24 protein-coding genes are annotated in these 23,386 nt (G+C 66.1%); 7 read left to right on the forward strand and 17 right to left on the reverse strand.

All coding sequences use genetic code 11. The features are described from left to right. Positions 1-12: 12 nt before the first annotated feature. The 3 genes from VJ673_RS21815 (at position 13) to VJ673_RS21825 (ending at position 1,833) form a co-directional block, all read left to right on the forward strand. A complete protein-coding gene (locus tag VJ673_RS21815; protein WP_324128279.1) occupies positions 13-525 on the forward strand; it encodes a GNAT family N-acetyltransferase in 513 nt (170 codons plus the stop codon). Positions 526-724: 199 nt separating this feature from the next. Further along, on the forward strand, positions 725-1,231 hold the full coding sequence (locus VJ673_RS21820) for a hypothetical protein (protein WP_324128280.1): 507 nt from the start codon (positions 725-727) through the stop codon (positions 1,229-1,231). 89 nt (positions 1,232-1,320) lie between these two features. Then, a complete protein-coding gene (locus tag VJ673_RS21825; protein WP_324128281.1) occupies positions 1,321-1,833 on the forward strand; it encodes a DUF4410 domain-containing protein in 513 nt (170 codons plus the stop codon). An 89-nt stretch (positions 1,834-1,922) separates the two neighbouring features. Here the strand turns inward: VJ673_RS21825 and VJ673_RS21830 are convergent, their stop codons facing one another. After that, complete coding sequence (locus tag VJ673_RS21830; protein WP_324128282.1) at positions 1,923-2,327, reverse strand: c-type cytochrome; 405 nt, start codon at positions 2,325-2,327, stop codon at positions 1,923-1,925. 252 nt (positions 2,328-2,579) lie between these two features. Between VJ673_RS21830 and VJ673_RS21835 the strand changes: the two genes are divergently transcribed. The 3 genes from VJ673_RS21835 to VJ673_RS21845 all read left to right on the forward strand — a co-directional run bounded on the left by VJ673_RS21835 (position 2,580) and on the right by VJ673_RS21845 (position 4,600). Further along, positions 2,580-2,924: a gamma-glutamylcyclotransferase family protein gene (locus tag VJ673_RS21835; RefSeq protein WP_324128283.1), complete on the forward strand. Its 345-nt coding sequence runs from the start codon at positions 2,580-2,582 to the stop codon at positions 2,922-2,924. Positions 2,925-3,026: 102 nt separating this feature from the next. Continuing rightward, positions 3,027-3,947 carry an ROK family protein gene (locus VJ673_RS21840; protein ID WP_324128284.1) on the forward strand — a complete coding sequence of 307 codons (921 nt, stop codon included), beginning with the start codon at positions 3,027-3,029 and terminating at the stop codon, positions 3,945-3,947. Continuing rightward, on the forward strand, positions 3,944-4,600 hold the full coding sequence (locus tag VJ673_RS21845) for an MOSC domain-containing protein (protein WP_324128285.1): 657 nt from the start codon (positions 3,944-3,946) through the stop codon (positions 4,598-4,600). The genes VJ673_RS21840 and VJ673_RS21845 overlap by 4 nt, the downstream gene beginning before the upstream one ends. A gap of 6 nt (positions 4,601-4,606) precedes the next feature. Here the strand turns inward: VJ673_RS21845 and VJ673_RS21850 are convergent, their stop codons facing one another. From VJ673_RS21850 to VJ673_RS21905, 12 genes are all read right to left on the reverse strand, one after another. Continuing rightward, on the reverse strand, positions 4,607-6,778 hold the full coding sequence (locus VJ673_RS21850; RefSeq protein ID WP_324128286.1) for a primosomal protein N': 2,172 nt from the start codon (positions 6,776-6,778) through the stop codon (positions 4,607-4,609). 451 nt (positions 6,779-7,229) lie between these two features. Continuing rightward, complete coding sequence (gene hemE, locus VJ673_RS21855) at positions 7,230-8,300, reverse strand: uroporphyrinogen decarboxylase (RefSeq protein WP_324128287.1); 1,071 nt, start codon at positions 8,298-8,300, stop codon at positions 7,230-7,232. Positions 8,301-8,424: 124 nt separating this feature from the next. After that, positions 8,425-10,626, reverse strand: a complete 2,202-nt coding sequence (locus VJ673_RS21860; RefSeq protein WP_324128288.1) for a putative bifunctional diguanylate cyclase/phosphodiesterase — start codon at positions 10,624-10,626, stop codon at positions 8,425-8,427. 185 nt (positions 10,627-10,811) lie between these two features. Then, on the reverse strand, positions 10,812-11,390 hold the full coding sequence (locus tag VJ673_RS21865) for a HupE/UreJ family protein (protein ID WP_324128289.1): 579 nt from the start codon (positions 11,388-11,390) through the stop codon (positions 10,812-10,814). A gap of 153 nt (positions 11,391-11,543) precedes the next feature. Continuing rightward, positions 11,544-12,197, reverse strand: a complete 654-nt coding sequence (ureG, locus tag VJ673_RS21870) for an urease accessory protein UreG (RefSeq protein WP_324128290.1) — start codon at positions 12,195-12,197, stop codon at positions 11,544-11,546. Further along, positions 12,194-12,874, reverse strand: coding sequence for an urease accessory protein UreF (locus VJ673_RS21875; RefSeq protein WP_324128291.1), 681 nt, complete (start codon positions 12,872-12,874; stop codon positions 12,194-12,196). Before VJ673_RS21875 ends, ureG begins: the two co-directional genes overlap by 4 nt. A 268-nt stretch (positions 12,875-13,142) precedes the next feature. Beyond that, positions 13,143-13,670: an urease accessory protein UreE gene (ureE, locus tag VJ673_RS21880; protein ID WP_324128292.1), complete on the reverse strand. Its 528-nt coding sequence runs from the start codon at positions 13,668-13,670 to the stop codon at positions 13,143-13,145. 12 nt (positions 13,671-13,682) lie between these two features. Next, positions 13,683-15,386 carry an urease subunit alpha gene (gene ureC / locus VJ673_RS21885; RefSeq protein ID WP_324128293.1) on the reverse strand — a complete coding sequence of 568 codons (1,704 nt, stop codon included), beginning with the start codon at positions 15,384-15,386 and terminating at the stop codon, positions 13,683-13,685. Positions 15,387-15,399: 13 nt separating this feature from the next. Then, positions 15,400-15,705, reverse strand: a complete 306-nt coding sequence (locus tag VJ673_RS21890; RefSeq protein ID WP_324128294.1) for an urease subunit beta — start codon at positions 15,703-15,705, stop codon at positions 15,400-15,402. A gap of 31 nt (positions 15,706-15,736) precedes the next feature. Further along, the gene (locus VJ673_RS21895; protein ID WP_324128295.1) at positions 15,737-16,045 is read right to left on the reverse strand and encodes a hypothetical protein; all 309 of its coding nucleotides are present in this window, start codon (positions 16,043-16,045) and stop codon (positions 15,737-15,739) included. 10 nt (positions 16,046-16,055) lie between these two features. Further along, positions 16,056-16,358 (reverse strand): urease subunit gamma, encoded by a 303-nt coding sequence (ureA, locus tag VJ673_RS21900; protein WP_324128296.1) that lies wholly within the window; start codon positions 16,356-16,358, stop codon positions 16,056-16,058. 27 nt (positions 16,359-16,385) lie between these two features. Continuing rightward, positions 16,386-17,264, reverse strand: a complete 879-nt coding sequence (locus VJ673_RS21905) for an urease accessory protein UreD (RefSeq protein ID WP_324128297.1) — start codon at positions 17,262-17,264, stop codon at positions 16,386-16,388. A 149-nt stretch (positions 17,265-17,413) separates the two neighbouring features. On the opposite strand from VJ673_RS21905, the gene VJ673_RS21910 reads away from it, so the two are divergent. Further along, a complete protein-coding gene (locus VJ673_RS21910; protein ID WP_324128298.1) occupies positions 17,414-18,316 on the forward strand; it encodes a YihY/virulence factor BrkB family protein in 903 nt (300 codons plus the stop codon). Here VJ673_RS21910 and urtE read toward each other — a convergent pair whose 3' ends face one another. The 4 genes from urtE to urtB all read right to left on the reverse strand — a co-directional run bounded on the left by urtE (position 18,317) and on the right by urtB (position 23,335). Continuing rightward, positions 18,317-19,009 carry an urea ABC transporter ATP-binding subunit UrtE gene (gene urtE / locus VJ673_RS21915; RefSeq protein ID WP_324128299.1) on the reverse strand — a complete coding sequence of 231 codons (693 nt, stop codon included), beginning with the start codon at positions 19,007-19,009 and terminating at the stop codon, positions 18,317-18,319. Positions 19,010-19,394: 385 nt separating this feature from the next. Continuing rightward, positions 19,395-20,249, reverse strand: coding sequence for an urea ABC transporter ATP-binding protein UrtD (gene urtD, locus VJ673_RS21920; protein ID WP_414635681.1), 855 nt, complete (start codon positions 20,247-20,249; stop codon positions 19,395-19,397). Beyond that, positions 20,246-21,478 carry an urea ABC transporter permease subunit UrtC gene (gene urtC, locus VJ673_RS21925; protein WP_324128300.1) on the reverse strand — a complete coding sequence of 411 codons (1,233 nt, stop codon included), beginning with the start codon at positions 21,476-21,478 and terminating at the stop codon, positions 20,246-20,248. The genes urtD and urtC overlap by 4 nt, the downstream gene beginning before the upstream one ends. A 243-nt stretch (positions 21,479-21,721) precedes the next feature. Continuing rightward, positions 21,722-23,335 carry an urea ABC transporter permease subunit UrtB gene (gene urtB / locus VJ673_RS21930; RefSeq protein ID WP_324128301.1) on the reverse strand — a complete coding sequence of 538 codons (1,614 nt, stop codon included), beginning with the start codon at positions 23,333-23,335 and terminating at the stop codon, positions 21,722-21,724. Positions 23,336-23,386 lie beyond the last annotated feature (51 nt).

The raw sequence follows: 23,386 nt of genomic DNA on the forward strand, positions 1-23,386 counted from the left end.
GGCGGCGCGATCATGCAAACGACGGCACCCAATCCGGCTGACATGCAAGGCCCCGCAATCCTGCGCCCTCCGGGGCCGGGTGACGTCGGCTGGCTGATTTCGTCGCACGGCAAGGTGTATGCCGAGGACTTCGCGTTCTCGCAGGACTTCGAGCTGGACATCGCGAGAAAGGTCCTCAATCTCTACGACAACGCGGAGGACCTCAAGGTCTGGATCGCCGAAGTAGACGGCCGGCGCGTCGGCTCCGTAGCGGTTTCGCGACGCTCCGAAGACATGGCTTTCGTCAATTTCCTGCTGGTACTGAACCGATACCGGGGCAGGGGAATCTCGACGCAGCTCATGCTGCGCGTCATCGAGTGCGCACGGCAGCGGCGCTACAAGACACTTCAGCTCGAGACCTACAGCTGCCTGACGACGGCGCGCACGCTGTACCGGAAGCTCGGCTTTCGCCTCGCGAGATCGACCTCGGATGTCCGCAAGTACGGGCACCGGTTCGAGCAGGAATTCTGGGAGCTGGAACTGTAGTTGCCCCGGCTTTCCCTCGCAAGCCGACAACTCGCGCTTCCGGAGTCACATCGCGGGGGCAACGGTGAGATCTGTCGCTATGTCACCGGCGTGGCCGAATGTTACAATTCGTATCAATGACTTAACTGTCATGTCGCGTCGCGCGAGTGCCCGGCAGTGCGCTCCGTACGACCCGTTGCCACCTGTCACGAGAAAACAAGTGAAAAGAGTCTTCCTGCTTCTTCTAGCCGCCAATCTGTTCGGCTGTGCGACTTACCGGCCTGTTCCCGAGGGATATGCCGGGGCTGTCGCAAGGATCACCGATAGCGGTTATTCCGAGAACGGATATTCCGAAGGCGGCTCAAAGGGACAACTGTTCGCGCTGACCGAAATCAATGGCAACCGCATCATGAACAGTTTTTGGGCTTCTGCGAACGCGAGCCGCGGCCAAGGGTTCGCGCTGACGGTCGTGATTTCTGACCGCCAAGTTCCCGCCGAGCCGATGAAGGCAACATTGAGAGCCAGTCACACGACGGGGGCGCCGATCCACGCGATAGCAAGCCAGCTGGCCGGAACGTTCCACTCGGTAGAAGGAACCGTGGACTTTTCCCCGAAGCCCAACGGCAAGTACGTCGTCAAGGGTGAATTGAAGAAGGGAGGTTCCGCGGTCTGGATCGAAGATGCCGACACAGGAGAGCCTGCTACGGAAAAGATCGTTGAGAAGTGAGCTCTCGCGACCTGTGCCTCCCTCCCTCCGTCAGGAATGCAATCTCTCTGCCAACCATGTTTAGATCGATTCTTCGAGCTCTGATTTTCTTGTCGCTTGCTGCATTGCTGATTTCCTGCGGTTCCAATCCAAGCAAGCCAGTCAGCGAAGCGGCAGCACCTCATCAGAAGAAATACACGCTGGCCTATATCGCCAATGTTTCCGTCACCTTGCTTGTCGACAATCCTGACGATAGGAGATTGAGGGATAAGAGGAATTTCGAAAGCAGAATCCCCTCACTCATCAAGGAGAAACTCCAGGAGGAGGGATTCACCGTTCTACCGGAAAACCCGGGAACGGGAAACGGACTGATCGCGATCAACGTGAAGGTCAAATACGATCCGGGCGACCGGGCCCTTCGCTCGGTTGCCGGCATGTTCGGTGTTGGCAAAGGAACGATCGAGGCCTACATCGAAGGCATCGACCAAGCGACCGGAACCGTAGTCGCCAGCACGACAGAGACCAACGCAAAGAGAACGGGCGGTGGGAACTTCTACGATATGGCGGAAGATACCGTGCAAGATGCTACGGATGACCTGACGCAAGACTTGTCTAATTTCTGACGTCAGGCCAGACACGTCGGGGGAAAAGGCTCAGCCCTTTCCCCCGACGTGCGCGTCCCTTCTTGTTGCAGCGAGCCGGCGCTAGACCGTCACTCCGCCTTCGACACCATGTAGTCGACCGCCGACTTCACTTCGTCATCCGTCAGCGAAGCGCTCGCGCCCCGCGCCGGCATCATGCCCTTCTGGCCGGTGAAGCCTTCGAGCGCGTGCTTGTAGAGCACGTCCTTGCCCTGCGCAATGCGCGGGCCCCAGTCGGCCTTGTCGCCGACTTTCGGTGCACCGCCCACGCCCGCTGCGTGACAAAGCGAGCAGACCTTGTTGAATATGCTGCTGCCCGCGGAATTGGCGGCAGCAGGCGCTGCAGCGGCGGGTGCCGCCGGGGCCGGAGCGGGCGCGCTTGCTGCAGGGGCCGTTGCGGGCGCGGCGCTTTCCTTCTGCCCACAAGCACTGAGCAGGACCGCCAGCGAGGCGGCGACGATTACGGATGCTTTCATATGAGGAACCTCCTTTGTTGTGGCCAGGAGAGCAGTTCCCCCGGGAGTAGAGGGGCTGGATCCTATCGTCACGAGCAGCAGCGGTCATTGACCGCGCTCAATGACATATTTGCTCAAACACATTTCCTGGCAATTTGCTTTGCTCAAATGGTGCATGGAGTGTAGGTCCGAAGCGCGGTAAGCGCCAGGTCGATGCCAGCAGTGGTAACGTTGCTCTTCCACTGCACCTTCGCCCCGATAGGACAAGCCCCCATGCCACTCCTCTTTTCTTATGGCACTCTGCAACAAGAGAACGTTCAACGCGCGACCTTCGGCAGGTTGCTCGCGGGCAGGTCCGCCGAGTTGCTCGGGTACTCGGTTTCCATGATCGCCATCGACGACCCCGAAGTCGTAAGAACAAGTGGAAAGACTCATCATCCGATTGTCCGGTTCACGGGCGTCCGCGACGACCGGGTCCCCGGAACGGTGTTCGAGGTTACGCAACTGGAACTGGAACATTCGGACAAGTACGAGGTTGCTGCCTACAAGCGTGTTCTCGCGCCGCTGTCTTCGGGCGAAGAGGCGTGGGTGTACATAGACGCTCGCCATACTCCTTGAGTCACCCGAAATAGGGTGCGCACGCTGTTCATAGCGACCCGCAAGAAAGCTGGGCTCATCCCGAACAACTAGCTATCCGGCACACACCGACCCGCTCTCCCCATGTTTCGCATCGGCATCGACCTCGGCGGTACCAAGATCGAACTCGTCGCGCTGGACGCGAGCGGCCGCGAATGCTTCCGGCGCCGCGTCGCGACGCCGCAGGGCGACTACGCGGCGACCGTCGATACCCTCGTCGGCCTCGTCCATGAGGCGGAGGCAGCCCTCGATGCACGGGCCACGGTCGGCATCGGCACGCCGGGTTCTCGCTCGCCGGCCAGCGGTCACATGCGCAACGCGAATTCGACCTGCCTCAACGGCCGACCGCTGATCGAGGACCTTTCGGCGCGGCTCGAGCGCGAGGTACGCACCGCGAACGACGCGAACTGCCTGGCCGTATCGGAAGCGACCGATGGCGCCGGCGCCGGAGCGGACGTCGTGTTCGCGGTGATCCTCGGCACCGGAGTCGGCGGCGGCATCGTCGTGCACGGCAAGCTGTTGCAAGGGGCGAACGCGATCGCCGGGGAATGGGGCCACAACCCCTTGGCCGCTGCACTGGATGACGACGGGTCAGCGCGCGACTGCTATTGCGGCCGGCGCGGCTGCATCGAGACCTGGCTGTCGGGGCCCGGCATGAGCGCCGACCATCAGAAGCACACCGGCCGCATGATCAGCGCGGAGGCGATTGCGCAAGGGGCGGACGCGGGCGACGCGGACTGCGAAGCGACGCTGCAGCGCTATGAGGGGCGGCTCGCGGGCGCACTCGCCGGCATCATCAACATCCTCGACCCGAACGTGATCGTGCTCGGCGGCGGCCTGTCGCGGCTTGAACGGCTGTATCGCAACGTGCCGCGGCGCTGGGCGCCGCACGTCTTTTCGGATTCCATCGTCACCCGCCTCGTGCCGAGCCTGCACGGCGACGCGTCGGGCGTGCGCGGCGCCGCGTGGCTGTGGCCGCACGGCGCGGAGATAATTTCGTCATGAATACGCAACTCGAGCAGCTCTTCGTCGGCGCGCTGCGCCCGCTGCCCCCGGAAGGGCAGATGACCGGCATCTACAAGAGTGCCGTCGACCGGCCCGTGGCCGTCGGCCCTGAGGGGCTTGCCGGCGACTTCCAGGGAGACCGGCGCGTGCACGGCGGCGCCGAGAAGGCGGTGCACCACTTCCCCGCCGAGCATTACGCGCGCCTCGCGCAGCGCTTTCCGCACAGCGCGGGCATCTTGCGGGCGGGGACGCTGGGCGAGAACCTGTCGACTCGCGGCTGGACCGAGGAGACGGTCTGCATCGGCGACGTGTTTCGCGTCGGCAGTGCGCTGCTGCAACTGAGCCAGCCACGTAGCCCATGCTGGAAGATCGATCACTGCCTCGACGCCGAAGGGGCGTCGCTGTTCGTCGCGCACGAGGGGATCACCGGCTGGTACTACCGCGTGCGCGAAGTCGGCACGATCGCACCCGGCGATGCAATCGAACTCGTCGAGCGTCCCAACCCGGAACTGAGCGTTGCGACCTACTGGCGCGCGACGCTGGAACATCGGCCCGAGCCCGCGGCGCTGCGCGCGATGGCTGCGGCGGCCGGCCTTGCACCGGACAAGGCAGAGCGGCTCGCCAAACGTGCGGATTGGCTGGAGAAGAACTGAGGCCCCTCATACCTCGAGCGGATCGACGTCCAACTGCCAGCGCAGCTCGCGTCCGGTGCGTTGCGCACGCAGCATCTCGATCCAGCGCCCGAGAAATCCCTGCAGCAAGGGACGCTCGTCAGCCTCGACGAGCAGTTGCGCCCGCTCGCGCCGGGCGAGCCGCGTCAGGCGCATCGGCACTGCGTCGAACACGCGCAGGCCTGCCGGCGCCGTATCCTGCGCGAGGCGGCGCGCGTGGGCGAGGAAGTCCATCGCGTCTTTAAGCGCCGGCGCGTCGGCGCGCAGCATCGCCTGGTAGGTGAAGGGCGGAAAACCCGCGGCGCGGCGCTGATCGAGTTCGCTCGCTGCAAACGCGTCGAAGTCGTGCTTTACGAGGCAGCGATACAGCGGGTGGTCAGGGTACTCGGTCTGCACCAAGACCTCGCCCGGCAGGTGCGCCCGCCCGGCCCGTCCCCCGACCTGCATCAGCTGCTGGAAAAGGCGCTCGGGCGCGCGGAAATCGGCCGCATGCAGCGACGCGTCCGCAGCGATCACACCGACCAGCGTGAGCTTGGGGAAGTCGTGCCCCTTCGCCATCATCTGCGTGCCGACGAGGATGTCGGCCTCGCCGTTGGCGATCTGCGCGAGCATCTGCTCCCATTGGTTGCGCGTGCGCGCGGAGTCGCGGTCGACGCGCAGCACACGCGCGTCCGGGAAGAGCTCGGCGAGGCGCGCCTCGATGCGCTGCGTGCCGCGGCCGAAAGGCTGAATGTCCTGGTTGCCGCACACCGGGCAGTTGCGCGGCACGTCGGTGTCGCAGCCGCAGTGGTGGCAGCGTAGCCGCCGGTCCGCGAGATGCACGACGAGGTTCGCCGAGCAGTGCGGGCATTGGCTCACCCAGCCGCAGGACGGGCAGGACAGCACCGGCGCGTAGCCGCGGCGATTGAGGAAGACCAGGCTCTGTTCGCCGCGCGCGACGCGTTCGCCGATCGCCGCCTGCAGCTGGGGGCTCAAGCCCTCGTCGAGTTTCATGCGGCGCGTATCGATGCGGCGGACCTTGGGCAGCGTGCTCGCAAGCGCGCGGGCATCGAGACGCAGGCTGCGGTAGCGTTCGCCGCGTGCGTGGTGCCAGCTTTCCAGCGAAGGCGTCGCGGAGCCGAGCACCACCGGCACCCCGCGCTGGCGCGCCCGCCACACGGCGACGTCGCGCGCCGAGTAGCGCACGCCTTCCTGCTGCTTGTAGGAGGGGTCGTGCTCTTCGTCGACGAGGATCAGCCCGAGGCGCGGCAGCGGTGCGAACACCGACAGCCGGGTGCCGAGCACGATGTCCGCCCGCCCTTCGAGCGCCTGCACGAAGCCGCGCGAACGCGCCCCTTCGGCGAGCCCAGAGTGCAGGCTCACGACGCAGGCGGCGGGGAAGCGGTTCGCGACGCGTGATTCGAGCTGCGGCGTCAGCGCGATCTCGGGTACCAGCATCAGCACTTGCTGCCCGGCCGCCAGCGCCCGCGCGGCAAGGCGCAGATAGACCTCGGTCTTGCCGCTGCCGGTGACGCCTTGCAGCAACCAGGACACGAAGCCGGGCGGTTCGGCCGAGATGGTATCGACGGCCGCGCGCTGGCCTTCGGTCAGCTCGGGTTGGTTCGCAGCGGGCGTGGCCGGGCTCGCCGCGCGCACGGGCTCGATCCAGCCCCGGCGCAGCGCATCCGCCAGGGCGGCGCCGTCCGGCAGTTCGCGCGCCGCGCTGCGACGGATCACGCCGGCTTCGCGCAACTGCGCGAGCAGCGACAAGGCGCGGCTCGCGCGGCGGGACTCGTCAAGCGCCGCATGGCCTTCCGGCGTGAGGTCGAGTAGCGGATCGCTCTCCCGGTCACTGACGGCGTCGGCCCGTCGCAGGCCCGGCGGCAGCGCCAGCGCGATGACCTCGCCGGGCGGGGCGTGGTAGTAGCGGGCGACGAATCCGACCAGCTCCAGCCAGTCCGCAGGCAGCGGCGCGACTTCGCGCTGAATGTGGCGCACTGCTTTGAGGCGCGCGGGGTCCACGTCCGAGTCGGCCGGCAACGCGACGATGACCCCGCTCTTTTCACCCTTGCCGAAGGGTACCCGCACGCAGCGGCCAACATCTTCTTTGCATACGTCTTCCGACGTGTAATCAAAGAGTTGGGGCAATGGAACGGGAAGCGCGACGCGAACGATGGCCATCCGGGATTTTGACGTGTAACTGAAACCTGTTTTGTATCAAAAACTTAGCGGCGTTTGTTAAGCCGATACCTGGGAAATCCGGTTAAATCTTTGCCGCGAAACCCTTCCGCTGCTTGTCCACAATTCCTGTGGATAACTTTGTTGATAGGGTGGGTGAAAAGTGCCAAACCCAGCGTGGGCACAGGCTTTTTGTCACATTGCCTTAACAATGAGCGAAAAATTTTTCTTTGTTTTTCAATAACTTGCCTTTAATGGTGAATAACCCCCACTCCCGCGCATCATGATGCCCTCGGAACTGCTCGGTGTGCATAAGTCAAGCCGACTTGGAAAGTTTTTCTGCTTGACAAGCCATCGTCAGGCACTCTCTTTCCGGCCGCCGGGCACGCGAAAAACAGAACCCCGGCGGGGCGCATCGCGCCGGCCGCCGGGGTCCGATGATGAGACAGTTCGTTCAGCTGCCGCTACGGATCTTGCGGCTGTGCTCGTGCACGGTATCGACCAGCACCGACACCGATTCCGGCGGCGTGAACTGCGAGATGCCGTGGCCGAGGTTGAAGACGTGGCCGGGGTGGTTGCCGAAGGAGTCGAGCACGCGCTTGGCTTCGCGGGCGATGGCTTCGGGCGGGGCGAAGAGCACGTTCGGGTCGAGGTTGCCCTGCAGCGCGACCTTGTCGCCGACGAGCTTGCGCGCGCGGCCGATGTCCATCGTCCAGTCGAGGCCGACGGCGTCACAGCCGATGCCGGCGATGTTCTCGATCCACAGCCCGCCGCCCTTCGTGAACACGATGTTCGGCACGCGCTCGCCTTCGCGCTCCTTGATCAGCCCGTCGACGACGCGCTTCAGGTAGGGCAGCGAGAACTCGTGGTAGGCGGCTTCCGACAGCACGCCGCCCCAGGAATCGAACACCATCACGGCTTGCGCGCCGGATTCGATCTGCGCGTTGAGGTAGGCGACCACCGAATCCGCCGTCACCGACAGGATGTGATGCAGCAGGTCGGGACGCGAGTAGGCCATCGCCTTGACCTTGCGGTAGTCGTCGGACGAGCCGCCTTCGACCATGTAGCAGGCGAGCGTCCAGGGGCTGCCGGAGAAACCGATCAGCGGCACGCTGCCGTTCAGCGCCCGGCGGATTTCGGCGACCGCGTCCATCACGTATTGCAGTTCGGCGTGCGGATCGGGGATCGCGAGGTTGCGGATCTCCCATTCGTCGCGCAGCGGGCGCTCGAAGCGCGGGCCTTCGCCTTCGGCGAAGTACAGGCCGAGGCCCATTGCGTCCGGCACGGTCAGGATGTCGGAGAAGAGGATCGCGGCGTCGAGGTTGTAGCGGGCGAGCGGCTGCAGCGTGACCTCGCAGGCCATCGTCGGGCTCTTGCACAGGTTCAGGAAGCTGCCGGCGCGCTTGCGGGTCTCGCAGTACTCGGGCAGGTAGCGGCCGGCCTGGCGCATCAGCCACATCGGCGTGTATTCGGTCGGCTGGCGCAGCAGGGCGCGCAGGAAGGTGTCGTTCTGCAGACGGCTCACGATTACATCCTCAAATCTGCCCGGTGCGGGCACAAGCCGCAATTATCCCCGTTTTCAGCCGTCATGCCGACCCTCGGGCCGCGAAAGCTGCGGGTTTCGGTGCAAACCGGGGAGCGGAAGCGGTCTACGCGGGGTCGAGCCGGCACTCCAGCCACTCTTCGAGCTGCGTCGCCGGCAGCGGACGAGCGAAAAGAAAGCCCTGCAGCAGCTCGCAACCGAGGCCGGCGAGAAAGCTGCGCTGCGCGTCGGTCTCGACGCCTTCCGCCACCACCGACAGGCCGAGCGGACGCGACAGCGTGACGACGGCAGCGGCGACTGCAGCATCCGTGTCGGACATGGGTAAGTTCTGCACGAAGCTGCGGTCGAGTTTGAGGGCATTGAGCGGCAGGGTGCGGAGCATCGCGAGCGACGAATGGCCGGTGCCGAAATCGTCCAGCGCGACTTGCAGGCCGCGCTCGCGCAGGCGCCGCAGCACGGCGACCGCGGCCCTCGGGTCCTGCATTGCCGCCGACTCGGTGATCTCGAGCTCGATCCAGGCAGTCTGAGCACCGGCATCGGCGACGATCTGCTCGATGCGCTCGGCCAGATCCGGCGTGCGGAACTGGCGCGGCGACAGATTCACCGCCACGCGCGGCACACCGACGCCGCGCCGGCGCCAGTCGACCATCTGCCGCACTGCCTCGCGCAGCGCCCATTCGCCGAGTTCGGCGATGATCCCCGCCTCCTCGGCGACCGGAATGAATTCGACCGGCGACACCATGCCCCGCTCGGGATGGTGCCAGCGCAGCAGCGCCTCGACACCGGCAAGGCTGCCGTCGTCCGCCCGGACCTGCGGCTGGTAGAAGAGCTGGAGCTGCCCGCGCGCCGCGGCACGCCGCAGATCGGATTCGAAGGCGAGGCGCTGGCTGGCGCGCCGGTTCATCGCCTCGTCGTAGAACCGGAAGGTGCGGCGCCCGGCCGCCTTCGCCGCATACATCGCCGCATCGGCGTTGCGCAGCAGGCTTTCGATGTCGCTGCCGTCGTCAGGATGGATGGCAAGCCCGATGCTCGCCGCGACGTCGATGTCCCGCCCGGCGGCCCGCACGGGCGGCTCGAGCACCCCCAGCACGCGCGTCGCGATCTCGGCCGCTGCATGGGCGTCCGCCACGCCTTCGAGCAGGATGACGAACTCGTCGCCGCCCAGGCGCGCCAGCGTGTCCCGGCTGCGGCAGACGCCATGCAGGCGCCGCGCCACCTCGACGAGCACCGCATCACCCGCGCTGTGACCGAGGCTGTCATTGATCAGCTTGAAACGGTCGAGGTCGATGAAGCACAGCGCAAAGCTGGCCCCGTGGGCGAGCGCGCCCCGCAGCCGCAGATCGAACAGGCCGCGATTGGCCAGGCCGGTCAGCACATCGTGATGGGCGACGAACGCGAGCTGCGCCTCGGCCTCCTGTCTCGCCGTGATGTCGTTGAGGATGCCGACGTAGTGAGTCACGCCCCCGGCGTCCCCGAGCACCGGCGCGAGGAAGAGCTCGATCCACTGCTGAGAACCGTCGGCGCGACTGCGCGACAGCGTCGTGTAGCCGTCGCGCCCGGCCGCGATCGCCGTGCGGATGGCGGCAAAGCCATCCTCGTCCCCGGCACACAGGCAGGGCCGCTCCAGCACCTCTTCCCGCGGGCTGCCGAGAATGCGCGAAAACGCCGAATTCACATAGATCAGCCGGCAATCGTGCGGCGCGGCGGCGGCGATAAAGATACCGTTGACGCTCGATTCGATCGCGCGGTCGCGCAACGCGATGGCCCGCTTGTCGGCATGGATGTAAGTGTCGAGCGTCAGTCCCAGGTCAAGCATGACGACCTTGAGCAGCGCATCGAAGGTCGCCATGAACGAGCCGACCTCGCCGTCGGTCGCCGTCCATATCGCGCGCAGCATGTCGGACAGATACTTGCGGAAGGCACCGACATACCATTTCGGGGTGAGCCCGATGCGCGCATGGGTCATGCCCACTCGCAGACGCCCGCCGACGTATTCCTCGCCGTAGTCCCCGCCGGTAAGGCTGTCGAAATACCGGCCATGGGCGTGCTTCAGTCGCGCGACAGTCGCATCGTCCGGCAACAGCGCCGCCAGCTCGGGCAGGCGGCGCAGGTATTCGTAGAAACCGTCGGCGAAGCCATGCTGCGCACCGCTCAGCCGATCGCGGATCGCGCGTAGATGCCGAACGTCCGCCTCGCCGAGCTCGAGAAAGGCTTTGCGCGACTCGATCTCGGCCGCATCGATGCCCATCTCGGCCGCGAAGTCGCCGATCTCCTTGGCCCTTCCCAGGGCGTCGGGCCCGCGCTCCATCACACGCGCCGCCCGCGTAGCACAGGCCCCTGTCGCATTCCCGATCCCGACATGCTTGCCTCCTCCCGAGGACGGTTTGATTGTTGAGTATTTTCCTCAACAATTAGCAAACGGCCTTGATACCGGTCAAAAGCCCCGGAAGCGGATCGAAGGGAGGGGGCCGACGGCGACCGCTTGTGCGGCGATCAGCTCCCCAGCAACACCAGGCCAGTACCGGCGATTAGCCCGCCGAGCACGCGCTGCGCGGCACGGCCGGCGGCCGATTCCGGCATCCAGCACGCCAGCAGGAAGCCCGCGGCATGCAGCGTGAGACTCGCGGACACAAAGCCCGCCGCGTACATCAGCATTGATGCGTGGCCCGATTCGACCTCGTGCGCATGCCCGTGGAACATCGCGAAGGCGGCGACCAGCGGCAGCGCGGCGCCGGCGGGCAGCTTCGCGACGAAGGCGATCAGCAGCCCGAAGACCAGCAGCGAGGCCGCGACGCCGGTTTCGACGCTCGGCAACACGAGGCCGGACGCGGCGAGCAGCGCGCCACCGATCATCGCGACGACGAAGGTGGCCGGCAGCGCCCAACGGAGCGCGCCGCGCTGACGCGCCGCGAAGAGGCCCACCGCCAGCATCGCCAACAGATGGTCGATGCCGCCGATCGGGTGCGCGAAGCCGGCGAAGAAGCTGTGCTCGCCGTGACCGCCGTGCGCCATGGCGGAACCGGCCGCGACGGAGAGGGCCAGTGCGACGGGAAGACGACGAAGGAAGTTCATGACGATATCCTTGAAGGGCAGATTGGACGACGGTTCTCTGATGGAAGTGCAATCAAGATGCGTGCCAAAGCCCGGAGGGGCTGCGCATGCGCGCCGGCACGGACGGCACTGCGCGCAGCCGGCCACTGGCCTTCCACCTCGGCGTCGGGCCGGTCACTCGGTTTCCACTCCAGTCGCCGTCTTCGACGCACCGCGCAGCAGTCCCTGGCACTCGATGAACTCGATGATGTCGGCAAGCCCCTGCCCCGTCTTCAGGTTGCTGAAGACAAAGGGTCGCTCGCCGCGCATCTTCTTCGCGTCGCGGTCCATCACTTCGAGGCTCGCGCCGACCATCGGCGCGAGGTCGATCTTGTTGATCACCAGCAGGTCGCTTCGCGTGATGCCGGGCCCGCCCTTACGCGGGATCTTGTCGCCGGCCGAGACGTCGATCACGTAGAGCGTCAGATCCGACAGCTCGGGCGAGAAGGTCGCCGCGAGGTTGTCGCCCCCGGATTCGACAAAGACGATCTCGACACCGGGAAAGCGCCGGATCAGGCGGTCGACGGCCTCGAGGTTGATCGACGCGTCCTCGCGGATCGCCGTGTGCGGGCACCCGCCGGTCTCGACGCCAATGATGCGCTCGGGTTCGAGCGCCTCGTTGCGTACGAGGAACTGGGCGTCCTCGGCGGTGTAGATGTCGTTGGTAACCACCGCGATGTCGTAGCGGCTGCGCAGCGCGCGGCACAGCGCGAGCGTGAGCGCCGTCTTGCCAGAGCCGACCGGCCCGCCGATGCCCACGCGCAGGGGTTGGGATGTGCTCGAAGTCATGATCTGAATAGCCTCGTGTATTGGGTTTCGTGCCGACTGCTCGCGAGCGCGAGGCCGGGGGTGAAGTTGCTCCAATCGGCCATTGGCAGCGCGGCGGCCTGCACCGCCAGCGCCGGGATGCGCGCCCCGAGCGTCGCGAGCAGACGCTGTCCGGCCGATTGCCCGAGCGGCACCGTCTTCACGGCGGCCATCACCTGATTTTCGAGCCAGGCCCAGAGGTAGGCCGGCAGGGCCATGTCGACGGGAATTCCCCACGCCGCGGCGGCCGCGCTCCAGGCGGCAGGGAAACTCGGTTCCTTGAGGGCCAGCAGCCGCGTCCGCCAGCCCGGCAGGGCCGCGAAGGCGTCGAGATCCGCCAGCAGGCGGACGAGCGAAAAGCCCATCTGCACCGTCTCGGCACGCAATTCATCGGTTTCACGGCTCGCGAGGAAATCGGCATTGAGCGGGGCGACCTGAACGTCCCCATCCTCGTCCCACGCGCGGATCAGCTGTGCGACGAGCGGCGCCTCGAAGCGCGCGAGATTCCATTCGAGGAGGCCCCCGATCCAGCGCGCGGCGCCTGCTTCATCCTTTACTGAGCCGGACTCGACCGCCCATTCCAGTCCCTGCGAATAGGTATAGGCGCCGACGGGCAAGGCCGGACTCGCGAGCTGCAGCAGGCGGATCAAGGGCAGCATCGTGCCTCCCGCCCTGGGTTCGTTCGACCCGATCTTGTCGGCGGGCGTCGAGAGGGCTTCGATAAGCCCAGCCCGAACGGTAATCGATGGCCGTCACGAGCCGACTCATTGACGGCTTCCAGTAGAGGTACGTCACCCCGCCCACGCAAGACGCAGCCCCCCGTCGGGAGGTGTTTCGCGCCGAGGCCTCCGCCACGCGTCGAACGAGGCGCGGAACACCTCCCGGCGGGGGGCGGGTTTAAAGTCAGCCGGCTCCGAAGCAGCACGATCACCGCCCGCCCATCATGTGAATCCGCGCCCCACTCCCATCCCCCGGATGCTGATGCCCGTGCGCATACGCCCCCGCCTCCGGCTCGAAGGGCGCACGCAGCGCCGTCACCCTCGCGCCGAGGCCGACGAGCATCCCCTCGAGCACGTGATCCGCCTGGATGCGCAACCACTCGCCCATCGCATCCGAACCGACCTCCACTGCCACATGCCGATTGCCGAGGTGATAGGCGGCCCGAGCGAGACCCAGCGCCTCCGCGCAGCGCGCCTCCAGCAAATCCTCGGGCGCGGCGACAACGTCCACGATGCGTCCGTCGCAGCCCCGGAGTTTCTGCCCACCACGCAGGATCGTGCCGCGCGGCAGGAACATCCCGACCTCCTCGCCGGAAGCGAGCTTTGCGCGCAGGCGACTCTTCGTGCGATACGCGAAATCGAGCTGCAGGCGTTCTGTTGCGGCCTCCGGGCCGTCGTACAGCGCTTCGAGGAGCAGCATCGTCTTTGCCGGCGCGCTGGAATCGTTCTCGGCCATCGCAAAACCCTCTCAGAACAGGAAGTAGCGCTGCGCCATCGGCAGCACGTCGGCGGGCTCGCAGGTCAGAAGCTCGCCGTCGGCCCGCACCACGTAGGTCTCAGGATCGACATCGATGGCCGGGGTCGCGCCGTTGTGAATCATGTCCGCCTTCGTCACGCTGCGGCAGCCGCGCACCGCCTCCAAGGGCTTGGCGAGGTCCAAGGCCGCAACTGCCGGGTTCGCCAGCGCCGCCTGTGACACGAAGGTCACCGAAGTCTTCAACCCTCCCGCAAAGGCACCGAACATCGGCCGGTAATGGACCGGCTGCGGCGTCGGGATCGACGCATTGGCGTCGCCCATCGCGGCGGCGGCGATCATGCCGCCCTTGAGGATCAGCGTGGGCTTTACGCCGAAGAAGGGCGGCTTCCACAACACGAGATCCGCGAGCTTCCCAACCTCGACCGAGCCGACGACGTGCGAAATCCCGTGCGTGATCGCCGGGTTGATCGTGTATTTCGCGAGGTAGCGCTTCACGCGGAAGTTGTCGTTGTGCGGGCTGTCCTCGGGCAGCGGCCCGCGCTGCACTTTCATCTTGTGCGCCGTCTGCCACGTGCGGATTACGACCTCACCCACGCGACCCATCGCCTGCGAATCCGACGACATCATCGAGAACGCGCCCGTGTCGTGCAGGATGTCCTCGGCGGCGATCGTCTCGCGACGGATGCGCGATTCGGCGAAGGCGACGTCCTCCGCGATCGCCGGGTCGAGGTGGTGACACACCATCAGCATGTCGAGATGCTCGTCGATGGTGTTCACGGTGTAGGGCCGCGTCGGGTTGGTCGAGGACGGCAGTACGTTCGCCTGCCCGACCGCGCGGATGATGTCCGGCGCATGCCCGCCCCCTGCTCCTTCCGTATGGAAAGTGTGGATCGTGCGGCCCTTGAAGGCCGCGAGCGTCGTCTCGACGAAGCCCGATTCGTTGAGCGTGTCGGTATGGATCGCGACCTGGATGTCCATCTCATCCGCGACTGCCAGGCAGTTGTCGATCGCGGCCGGCGTCGTGCCCCAGTCCTCGTGCAGCTTCAAGCCGATCGCACCGGCCGCGACCTGCTCGCGCAAGGGCTCGGGCAGGCTCGCATTGCCCTTGCCGAAGAAGCCGAGATTCATCGGGAAGGCGTCCGCGGCCTGCAGCATGCGATGGAGGTGCCACGGCCCCGGCGTGCAGGTCGTCGCGAAGGTGCCGGTCGCAGGGCCGGTGCCGCCGCCCAGCATCGTCGTGACGCCGCTCATCAGCGCCTCGTCGATCTGCTGCGGGCAGATCCAGTGGATGTGGCTGTCGATGCCGCCGGCGGTGAGGATCATCCCCTCGCCCGCGATGATCTCGGTGCCGGCGCCGATCGCGATCGTCACGCCCGGCTGGATGTCCGGGTTGCCCGCCTTGCCGATGCCGTTGATCCGGCCGTCCTTGATCGCCACGTCGGCCTTGACGATGCCCCAGTGGTCGACGATCAGCGCGTTCGTGATCACCGTGTCGGCGACTTCCGCCGCGACCTTCTGCCCCTGCCCCATGCCGTCGCGGATCACCTTGCCGCCGCCGAACTTCACCTCCTCGCCATAGATCGTGAAGTCGCGTTCGACCTCGATCCACAACTCGGTGTCCGCGAGCCGCACCCGGTCCCCGACCGTCGGGCCGAACATCTCCGCGTACGCGCGGCGCGAGATCTTCAGGCTCATAGGGCCCTCCTCATCACAGTGCTCCCATTACGTCGCCGTTGAAGCCGAAGACCTTGCGCTCGCCCGCGAGCGCGACGAGCTCGACGGTGCGCGACTGCCCCGGCTCGAAGCGCACCGCGGTGCCGGCAGCGATGTTGAGGCGAAAACCGCGCGCCGCCGCACGATCGAAGGCCAGCGCGGCGTTGGTTTCGGCGAAGTGGTAATGGGAGCCGACCTGCACCGGCCGATCGCCGGTGTTGGTGACCGTCACCGTCAGTGTCGGGCGTCCGTCGTTGAGTTCGATTTCGCCGTCGGCGACCAGATATTCACCTGGGATCATCGCTGTGTTCTCCAGTTCTCGAAGGCGCGGCTCAGCCGCCGCGGGCGCCGTAGCGGTAGTGGCGCGGGGAATCGACCTGTGCCGCGGGAAGCTCACCGGGGACGGCTACGTCGCTGACGGCGGGCGGGGCCACCGGTTTCAGCAGGCGCGCGCGCAGTTGCAGCACCAAGACGAGCAATTCCTCGTCGTCGGTCAGGTCCTCGATATCGGAGAGGATGGCGTCGGCGTAGTCGCGGTCGGCCATCAGCGCGGCGAGATCGACGGCGCGGTCGTGCAGGCGCCGCAACTGCAGCTTGAAACGCGCCAGCAGACGCAGGAGTTCGATGTCTTCGGTACTCACGGCGGCTTCCTCAGACGATCGGGTTATGCACGGTCACGAGCTTCGTGCCATCCGGAAAGGTCGCCTCGACCTGGATCTCCGGGATCATCTCCGGGACGCCTTCCATCACGTCGTCGCGCGTCAGGATCGTCGTGCCTTCGCTCATCAATTCGGCAACCGTGCGTCCGTCACGCGCCCCTTCGAGGATCGCGCACGAAATCAGTGCGACCGCTTCCGGATAGTTGAGCTTGAGGCCGCGCGCGCGGCGCCGCTCGGCCAGCAGCCCCGCGGTGAAGAGCAGCAGCTTGTCCTTTTCGCGTGGAGTCAGTTCCATTCTTGTTGTCCTCGTCCAGGTATTCCTTCAGGTGTTCCATATTCGCGGCACGCGCATCGGCAGCCCGACCACCGCGGGCCGAATCGCGTCCCACAGGCGTACGAACCACTCCCGCCCGGGCTCGCACGCCGGCCCCAGCCAGCGCGCAACCAGGAGTCCCGGCAGCAGCGTGACCGCGCCCTGCCCGACCACCGGCACAATGTCGCGACAGCGATCGCGCAGCGCCGCTTCGCACTTCGGTGACGCGACCAGCAGGCTGCCGACGACCGGTTGCCCGGCGAGCCCCACCGGCGAATCCAGCAAGTCGCTGCCGCCGGCGATGCACCCGCGTTCCAGCCACAGCGGCTTGCCGTCGCGGTCAATCCGTGTCGCCAACCTCAGCTCGCCGCGCGCAAAGCGTTCCCCCGAACCGGTGCGCCCAAAGCACAGCATCTCGGCTCCGACAAAGCACGCGTCGCCAACGAGCTCCACCTCCGTCTCCAGCCGCCCGAGGGCGCCATCGAACACGATGCTCTCCTGCGGCAGCCACTCGCACACGCCACCCTCGCGGACAGCGATGCGCTGCATGAGCCGCGCCGGCGCACCCGCGCTCCGATACCACTTGCCCGCGCCGGGCGTCGTCAGCAGGGCATGCGCCCCCGCCCCGACCGACACATCGATCTCCAGCGAATCGCCTCCGGCGATGCCCGCGGGCGGATGCAGCACGATGCCGTGGCACACGCCTTCGCCTTCCGGATACAGCGCCTTCTGCAGTCGCAAGGGTCCAAAATGGTGACGACGCACCAGCACGGTGCGCGCATCACGCCGTTCGAAGCCAAGTTGAAGCTGCGCGCACCAGCCCGGGACGCTCGGCTTCGCCGGAATGGCCGATTCGGCACTGAAAGGAGCATCGAGCGCAGCGTTCATGCAATTCACCAAGCAATCCGCAGGCCATATTCCGCTGATGCGCATGTAATGCGCTTCCGGACGTTTCAACGATCCATCTTGTCCGCTTCTGGGTGTAGTCTGGCGATGCCCTAGAGGCAAGTTCCGCAGGCTTCCGTTTCGATCGATCGATGCCGACCAGCCAGGCCGCACAGACTATCCTCCAGCACCCGCTTGCGTTCGTCGTGCGCACGCTGAAGGCGTTTCGCGCCAACCAGGGCCTGCTGCTCGCAGGCGCGGTCGCGTATTACGCGCTGCTGTCGACGGTCCCGCTGCTGATCCTGATCGTGATCGCGCTGTCGCATGTCGTCGATCAGCACGAACTCCTGCAGACCCTGGGCCGCTACCTCGAATGGCTGCTGCCGGGACAATCCGACGCGATCGTCGCCGAGCTGTCGAACTTCCTCGCGCACCGTGAAGTCATCGGGTGGGTCTTGCTCGGGACGATGCTGTTCTTCAGCTCGCTGGCCTTCACGGTGCTCGAAAACGCGATGTCGGTGATCTTTCACCACCGGGTCGCCATCAGGCGACGCCATTTTCTCGTCTCCGCGCTGCTCCCCTACGGCTACATCCTCAGCCTCGGCGTCGGGCTCTTGCTGGTGACGCTGGTCGCCGGCAGCCTTCAGCTCATCGGCCAGGAGAAGGTGGAGTTGCTCGGGCATGTCTGGTCGCTCAGCGGCGTGTCGGGAGTACTGCTTTACCTGCTCGGTCTTGCCGGCGAGATCTTCGTGCTGACTTCGATCTACCTCGTGATGCCGGTCGGCCGCCTATCCTTGAGGCACGCGCTCCTCGGCGGGGTCACGGCTGCGCTGTTGTGGGAGATCTCTCGCCACGTGCTGGTGTGGTATTTCGCGACGCTATCGCAGATCAGCACCGTTTATGGATCTCTGACGACGGCGATCGCGGTCCTCCTCAGCCTGGAAATTGCCGCAACCCTGCTATTGCTGGGGGCCCAGGTGATCTCCGAATACGAGCGGACAGGGATTAGCGCGACCCACAGTGCCCCGAAACCGTTCACGACGGAACAACGCTGATTACACCGCCAGCGCCTCGCGCACCCCGTCCGCGTCCATGCGAGCGCCCTCCCCACGCATCACGATCTCGCCGCGCTCCATGACGAGATACTGGTCGGCGAGGGATCGCGCAAAGTCGTAATACTGTTCGACGAGCAGGATCGCCATCTCGCCGCTTTCGGCGAGGCTGCGGATGGCGCGTTCGATGTCCTTGATGATCGAGGGTTGGATCCCCTCGGTGGGCTCGTCGAGGATTAGCAGTTTCGGCCCGAAGGCGAGCGCGCGGCCGATCGCGAGCTGTTGTTGCTGGCCACCCGAGAGGTCGCCTCCGCGCCGGCCGAGCATTTCCTTGAGGACGGGGAACATCTCGAAGATGCGGGTGGGCAGTGGCGTGCCGCGCGGGCGGGTGGCGAGGCCCATCTGGAGGTTTTCCTCGACGGTGAGGCGCGGAAAGATCTCACGCCCCTGCGGGACGTAGCCGATGCCGGCCTTCACACGTGCATGCGAGGGGGCGCGGGTGATGTCGTCGTCGCCGAAGCTGACGCCGCCGCTGGCCGCCGGTACGAGGCCCATCAGGGTTTTCAGCAGAGTCGTCTTGCCGACGCCATTGCGTCCGAGCAGGGTTGTGACCTTGCCGAGCGGAACTTCGAACGACAGCCCGCGGAGGATGTGGCTGCCGCCGTAGTACTGGTTGAGGTTGTCGACTTTCAGCATGCCTAAATCCTTCGAATCCAAACCTCAATAAAGCCCCGATGCAAGCCAGATGTACGGGGTGTTTGCGGAAGGGCGAGGACTGTTTGAGCGCAAGCGCGGAAGCGCGCTGCTGCGCGAGTTCCGCAGCCCTGGAGCAGATACCCCGTGCAGCTGGCGATTACTCCCACGGTCTTCCGCTACCGTCGCTTTTCAACCATCGCCGAAGAAGCCCAGTGCAATCCGGTTGTGCTGCTAAGCGCCGGCCACAGGGGGAATTCCCTCCGCGGCTGCGGAACTCGCGGTGCGGCGCGCTTCCGCGCCTGCGCTCAGACAGTCCTCGCCGCTCCGGGAACACCCCCTATGTCCGGCTTAACTTCGTTCGTTGCCGACGGCCGCTTTCTCTGTTCTACCGTCCCAGATACACCTCGATCACCCGCGGATCCTCCTGCACTTCAGCGAGCTCCCCTTCCGCCAAAACCGATCCCTCCGACAACACCGTCACCTTCCCGCCCAACGCCTCCACAAACGCCATGTCGTGTTCGACCACCACCAGCGAATGCTTGCCGGCGAGACTCACAAACAATTCCGCCGTACGCTCCGTCTCGTCGTCCGTCATCCCCGCGACCGGCTCGTCCAACAACAACAGCTTCGGCTCCTGCATCAACAACATCCCGATCTCCAGCCACTGCTTCTGGCCGTGCGACAACAAGCCAGCCTGGCGGTCGGCCTCCTTGTCGAGGCGGATCTGGCACAACACCTCGGCGATGCGGTCGCGTTCGTCGTCGATCAGCGACGCCCACAAGGTGCGGCGCACGCGCTTGTCCGCCTTCATCGCCAATTCCAGGTTCTCGAAAGCCGTGTGCTGCTCGAAGATCGTCGGCTTCTGGAATTTGCGACCGATGCCCGCGTGGGCGATCTGCGGCTCGGTGAGGCGCGTCAGGTCGATCGTCTGGCCGAAGAAAACCTCACCCGAATCCGGGCGCGTCTTGCCGGTGATCACGTCCATCATCGTCGTCTTGCCGGCGCCGTTCGGACCGATGATGCAGCGCAGCTCGCCCGCGTCGATCTCGAGGCTCAGCTTGTTCAGCGCGCGGAAGCCGTCGAAACTCACCGTGATGTCCTCGAGGTAGAGGATCACCTTGTGGGACAAGTCCAGTTCATCCGAGGGTGCGACGTGGCCGGTCGACGCATTGCCGCTCCAGTTGTTGAGATGGTCGTCACTTTCCATCTCGGCGCGTTCGAGGTCGGTGACCGTGCTCATGCGCGCGCTCCTTTTGCCGCCGAGATACGGTTGGATTCGATTTGCGGCGACATGGGAGAACTCGTGTCCTTGCGTGCCTCCACGGCCGACTTCGGCTGCGCAGGCACGGGCGCGATGGGCGGTGCGCCTTTCCTCTTGGCGCGCAGCTTACGCCACAGCCCGACGACCCCATCCGGCAGGTAGAGCGTCACCGCGATGAACAGGAAGCCGAGGAAGAAGGGCCAGTATTCGGGGAAGGACATCGTGAACCAGCTCTTCGCGAGATTCACGATCCCGGCACCGAGCACCGCGCCGACGAGCGTGCCGCGCCCGCCGACGGCGACCCACACGGCGATTTCGATCGAGTTGGCGGGGCTCAGCTCGGACGGGTTGATGATGCCCACCTGCGGCACATAGAGCGCCCCGGCGAGGCCGCACAACACCGCGGACAGCGTCCACATGAAGAGCTTGTAGTGCAGCGGGTTGTAGCCGATGAACATCACGCGCGATTCGGCGTCGCGGATCGAGGCAAGCACTCGGCCGAAGCGCGAGGTGACGAGGTAGCGGCCGAGGACGAGACTTGCGACGAGGAGCGCCGCCGACAGCGCGAAGAGCGTTGCCCGCATCTCGGGCGACGTGATCGAGTAGCCGAGGATGCGCTTGAAGTCGGTGAAGCCGTTGTTGCCGCCGAAGCCGGTCTCGTTGCGGAAGAAGAGGAGCATCGCGGCGTAGGTCAGCGCCTGGGTGATGATGGAGAAGTACACGCCCTTGATGCGCGAGCGGAAGGCGAACCAGCCGAAGACGAAGGCGACGAGCGCGGGCGCGGCGACGGCGAGGAGGAGCGCGCGCAGAAAGGAGTCCGAGCCGGCCCAATACCAGGGGAGCTCCTTCCAGTCGAGGAAGACCATGAAGTCCGGCAGGTCGGCGCCGTAGCTGCCGTCATGGCCGATCTGGCGCATCAAGTACATTCCGAACGCATAACCGCCGAGCGCGAAGAAGAGGCCGTGACCCAGGCTCAGGATGCCGGCGCAGCCCCAGATCAAGTCCATCGCGACCGCGACGACCATGTAGCAGAGGATCTTGCCGAGGAGGCTCACGGTATACGCGGACAGATGCAGCGGATGTGCGTCGGGCAGCACGGCATGGGCGACGGGCACGCCGATCCAGGTGATTGCGGCGAAGATCGCCAGCGCAATCCAGCCGGCGCGTGGGGTGCTCTGCAGCAGTCTTAGCGTGAATGGGGTGCGCATGTGCGCCGCTCCTGGGTTCTGATTTCAAACCGACCGGGCTGTAAGATCGGTGCCTACGCTTTCGTCGGCCGAGGGCATTTGCTCCGCTGGCTGCGGAACTCGCGGTGCGGCGCGCTTCCGCGCCTGCGCTCAGACAGTCCTCGCCTGCTCCGCAAACACCCCCGACCGACTTTTGTTCTCTGTTCGTTGATGCCGTGATTCGTACGGCGGATGACGCCTTCGGCTCATCCGCCCTAGGTTTCCTCAGTTGTCGGCGAACCGTCCCTTCAACGCAAAAATCCCCTGCGGCCGCTTCTGGATGAAGACGATGATGAACACCAGCACCAGGATCTTCGCAATCACGGCGCCCGCCCAGCCTTCGAGGAATTTCGCGACGATGCCCAGCCCCAGCGCCGCCCACACGGCCCCGGCGAGCTGGCCGACGCCGCCCAGCACCACGACCATGAAGGCGTCGACGATGTAGCCGGTGCCCATCGCCGGGCCGACGTTCGCGATCTGCGACAGCGCGAGTCCGCCGAGGCCCGCGACGCCCGAGCCGATCGCGAACGCAAGGGTGTCGACGCGCGCGGTCGGCACGCCCACACACCCGGCCATCGCGCGATTCTGCGTGACCGCCCGGACGAACATCCCAAGCCGCGTCTTCTGCATCATCAGCCAGATCAGGATCAGCACGAAGACCGCAAAGCCGACGATCACGATGCGATTCCATGGCAGCACGACGCCCGCGGCGAGTTCGATGCCGCCCGACATCCATGTCGGGTTCGACAGCTCGACGTTCTGCGGGCCGAAAATCACGCGCGCGCCCTGGATCAGGACGAGCGACAGGCCCGAGGTCGCGAGCAGGCTTTCGAGCGGTCGGCCGTAGAGGTGGCGCAGCACGAGGCGCTCCATCACGATGCCCACGAAGGCTGCTGCGAGGAAGGCAGCGGGGATCGCCACGGCGACGTACCAATCCACATAGGCCGGCAGATAGCTGCGGAAGAAGCTTTGCACGAGGAAAGTCGCGTAGGCGCCGACCATCAACAGCTCGCCGTGGGCCATGTTGATCACGCCCATCACGCCGTAAGTGATCGCGAGGCCGAGCGCGGCGAGGAGCAGGATCGAGCCCAGCGACAGGCCGGAGAACAGCGTGCCGATGCTCTCGGCGGTGGCGATGCGGCGGTCGATCGCGTGGATCGACATGTCGGCCGCGGCGCGCACTTCGGCGCTCGGGTCCACCCAGCCGCCGTCGCGCTTTTCAAGCAGCGCGGCAAGCAGGTTCTTCACCGCCGGATCGGACGATTCGCCCAGTGCTTCCGCCGCCTTAAGGCGTTTCGCCGCGTCCTTGGAGGCGAGATTCACGCGCGCTGCGGCACGACCGACGACGCCGCGGATCTCGTCATCGGATTCGTTCGCGAGCGAGCGTTCGAAGACCGGCAGCAGCGACTCGTCCGCATTGTCGGCGAGCGTGCGGGCTGCGGCGAGCCGATCACCGCGCTCGCCCGATGTGAGCGTCGCTGCCGCGCGGGCGGTGGCCAGCGCGCGGCGCACTCGGTTGTTCACGGTGATGAGATCGACGGACGCGGGCTTCACATCCAGTTTCTCGCCGTTTGCGGCCGCGGTGACGGTCTCGCCTTGCACAACGACGACCCGACCGCCACTGACGCCGAGGGCACCGCTTTCGAGCGCATCCAGTACGCGCCGTGCGTCGTCGCCTCCGGCCACGCCGAGCGCCTCAATGGTATCGATCCGGCGCTGGAAATCGCCGCCAAACCCGGCCAAGGCAGCCTCGTCGAGCGCTGCCCGCGCCGGTGCGGCAAGCAGCGCCAGCAGCATCGCGATACCGCAGATCAGTCTTCCGGACAGCCCTCGCCCCATGGCCCACCCGCCGCGTGACGCCCCGCCGTGGCCGGGCGCGAGAATTCAAAA

Source organism: Aromatoleum sp. (assembly GCF_035254505.1).
Classification (GTDB): domain Bacteria; phylum Pseudomonadota; class Gammaproteobacteria; order Burkholderiales; family Rhodocyclaceae; genus Aromatoleum.

Coding starts and splice junctions, on each gene's coding strand:
- VJ673_RS21815 (WP_324128279.1), top strand. CDS start 13: ATGCAAACGACGGCACCCAATCCGGCTGACATGCAAGGCCCCGCAATC.
- VJ673_RS21830 (WP_324128282.1), bottom strand. CDS start 2,327: ATGAAAGCATCCGTAATCGTCGCCGCCTCGCTGGCGGTCCTGCTCAGT.
- VJ673_RS21835 (WP_324128283.1), top strand. CDS start 2,580: ATGCCACTCCTCTTTTCTTATGGCACTCTGCAACAAGAGAACGTTCAA.
- VJ673_RS21840 (WP_324128284.1), top strand. CDS start 3,027: ATGTTTCGCATCGGCATCGACCTCGGCGGTACCAAGATCGAACTCGTC.
- VJ673_RS21845 (WP_324128285.1), top strand. CDS start 3,944: ATGAATACGCAACTCGAGCAGCTCTTCGTCGGCGCGCTGCGCCCGCTG.
- VJ673_RS21850 (WP_324128286.1), bottom strand. CDS start 6,778: ATGGCCATCGTTCGCGTCGCGCTTCCCGTTCCATTGCCCCAACTCTTT.
- VJ673_RS21860 (WP_324128288.1), bottom strand. CDS start 10,626: ATGGAGCGCGGGCCCGACGCCCTGGGAAGGGCCAAGGAGATCGGCGAC.
- VJ673_RS21865 (WP_324128289.1), bottom strand. CDS start 11,390: ATGAACTTCCTTCGTCGTCTTCCCGTCGCACTGGCCCTCTCCGTCGCG.
- ureG (WP_324128290.1), bottom strand. CDS start 12,197: ATGACTTCGAGCACATCCCAACCCCTGCGCGTGGGCATCGGCGGGCCG.
- VJ673_RS21875 (WP_324128291.1), bottom strand. CDS start 12,874: ATGCTGCCCTTGATCCGCCTGCTGCAGCTCGCGAGTCCGGCCTTGCCC.
- ureE (WP_324128292.1), bottom strand. CDS start 13,670: ATGGCCGAGAACGATTCCAGCGCGCCGGCAAAGACGATGCTGCTCCTC.
- ureC (WP_324128293.1), bottom strand. CDS start 15,386: ATGAGCCTGAAGATCTCGCGCCGCGCGTACGCGGAGATGTTCGGCCCG.
- VJ673_RS21890 (WP_324128294.1), bottom strand. CDS start 15,705: ATGATCCCAGGTGAATATCTGGTCGCCGACGGCGAAATCGAACTCAAC.
- ureA (WP_324128296.1), bottom strand. CDS start 16,358: ATGGAACTGACTCCACGCGAAAAGGACAAGCTGCTGCTCTTCACCGCG.
- VJ673_RS21905 (WP_324128297.1), bottom strand. CDS start 17,264: ATGAACGCTGCGCTCGATGCTCCTTTCAGTGCCGAATCGGCCATTCCG.
- VJ673_RS21910 (WP_324128298.1), top strand. CDS start 17,414: ATGCCGACCAGCCAGGCCGCACAGACTATCCTCCAGCACCCGCTTGCG.
- urtE (WP_324128299.1), bottom strand. CDS start 19,009: ATGCTGAAAGTCGACAACCTCAACCAGTACTACGGCGGCAGCCACATC.
- urtD (WP_414635681.1), bottom strand. CDS start 20,249: ATGAGCACGGTCACCGACCTCGAACGCGCCGAGATGGAAAGTGACGAC.
- urtC (WP_324128300.1), bottom strand. CDS start 21,478: ATGCGCACCCCATTCACGCTAAGACTGCTGCAGAGCACCCCACGCGCC.
- urtB (WP_324128301.1), bottom strand. CDS start 23,335: ATGGGGCGAGGGCTGTCCGGAAGACTGATCTGCGGTATCGCGATGCTG.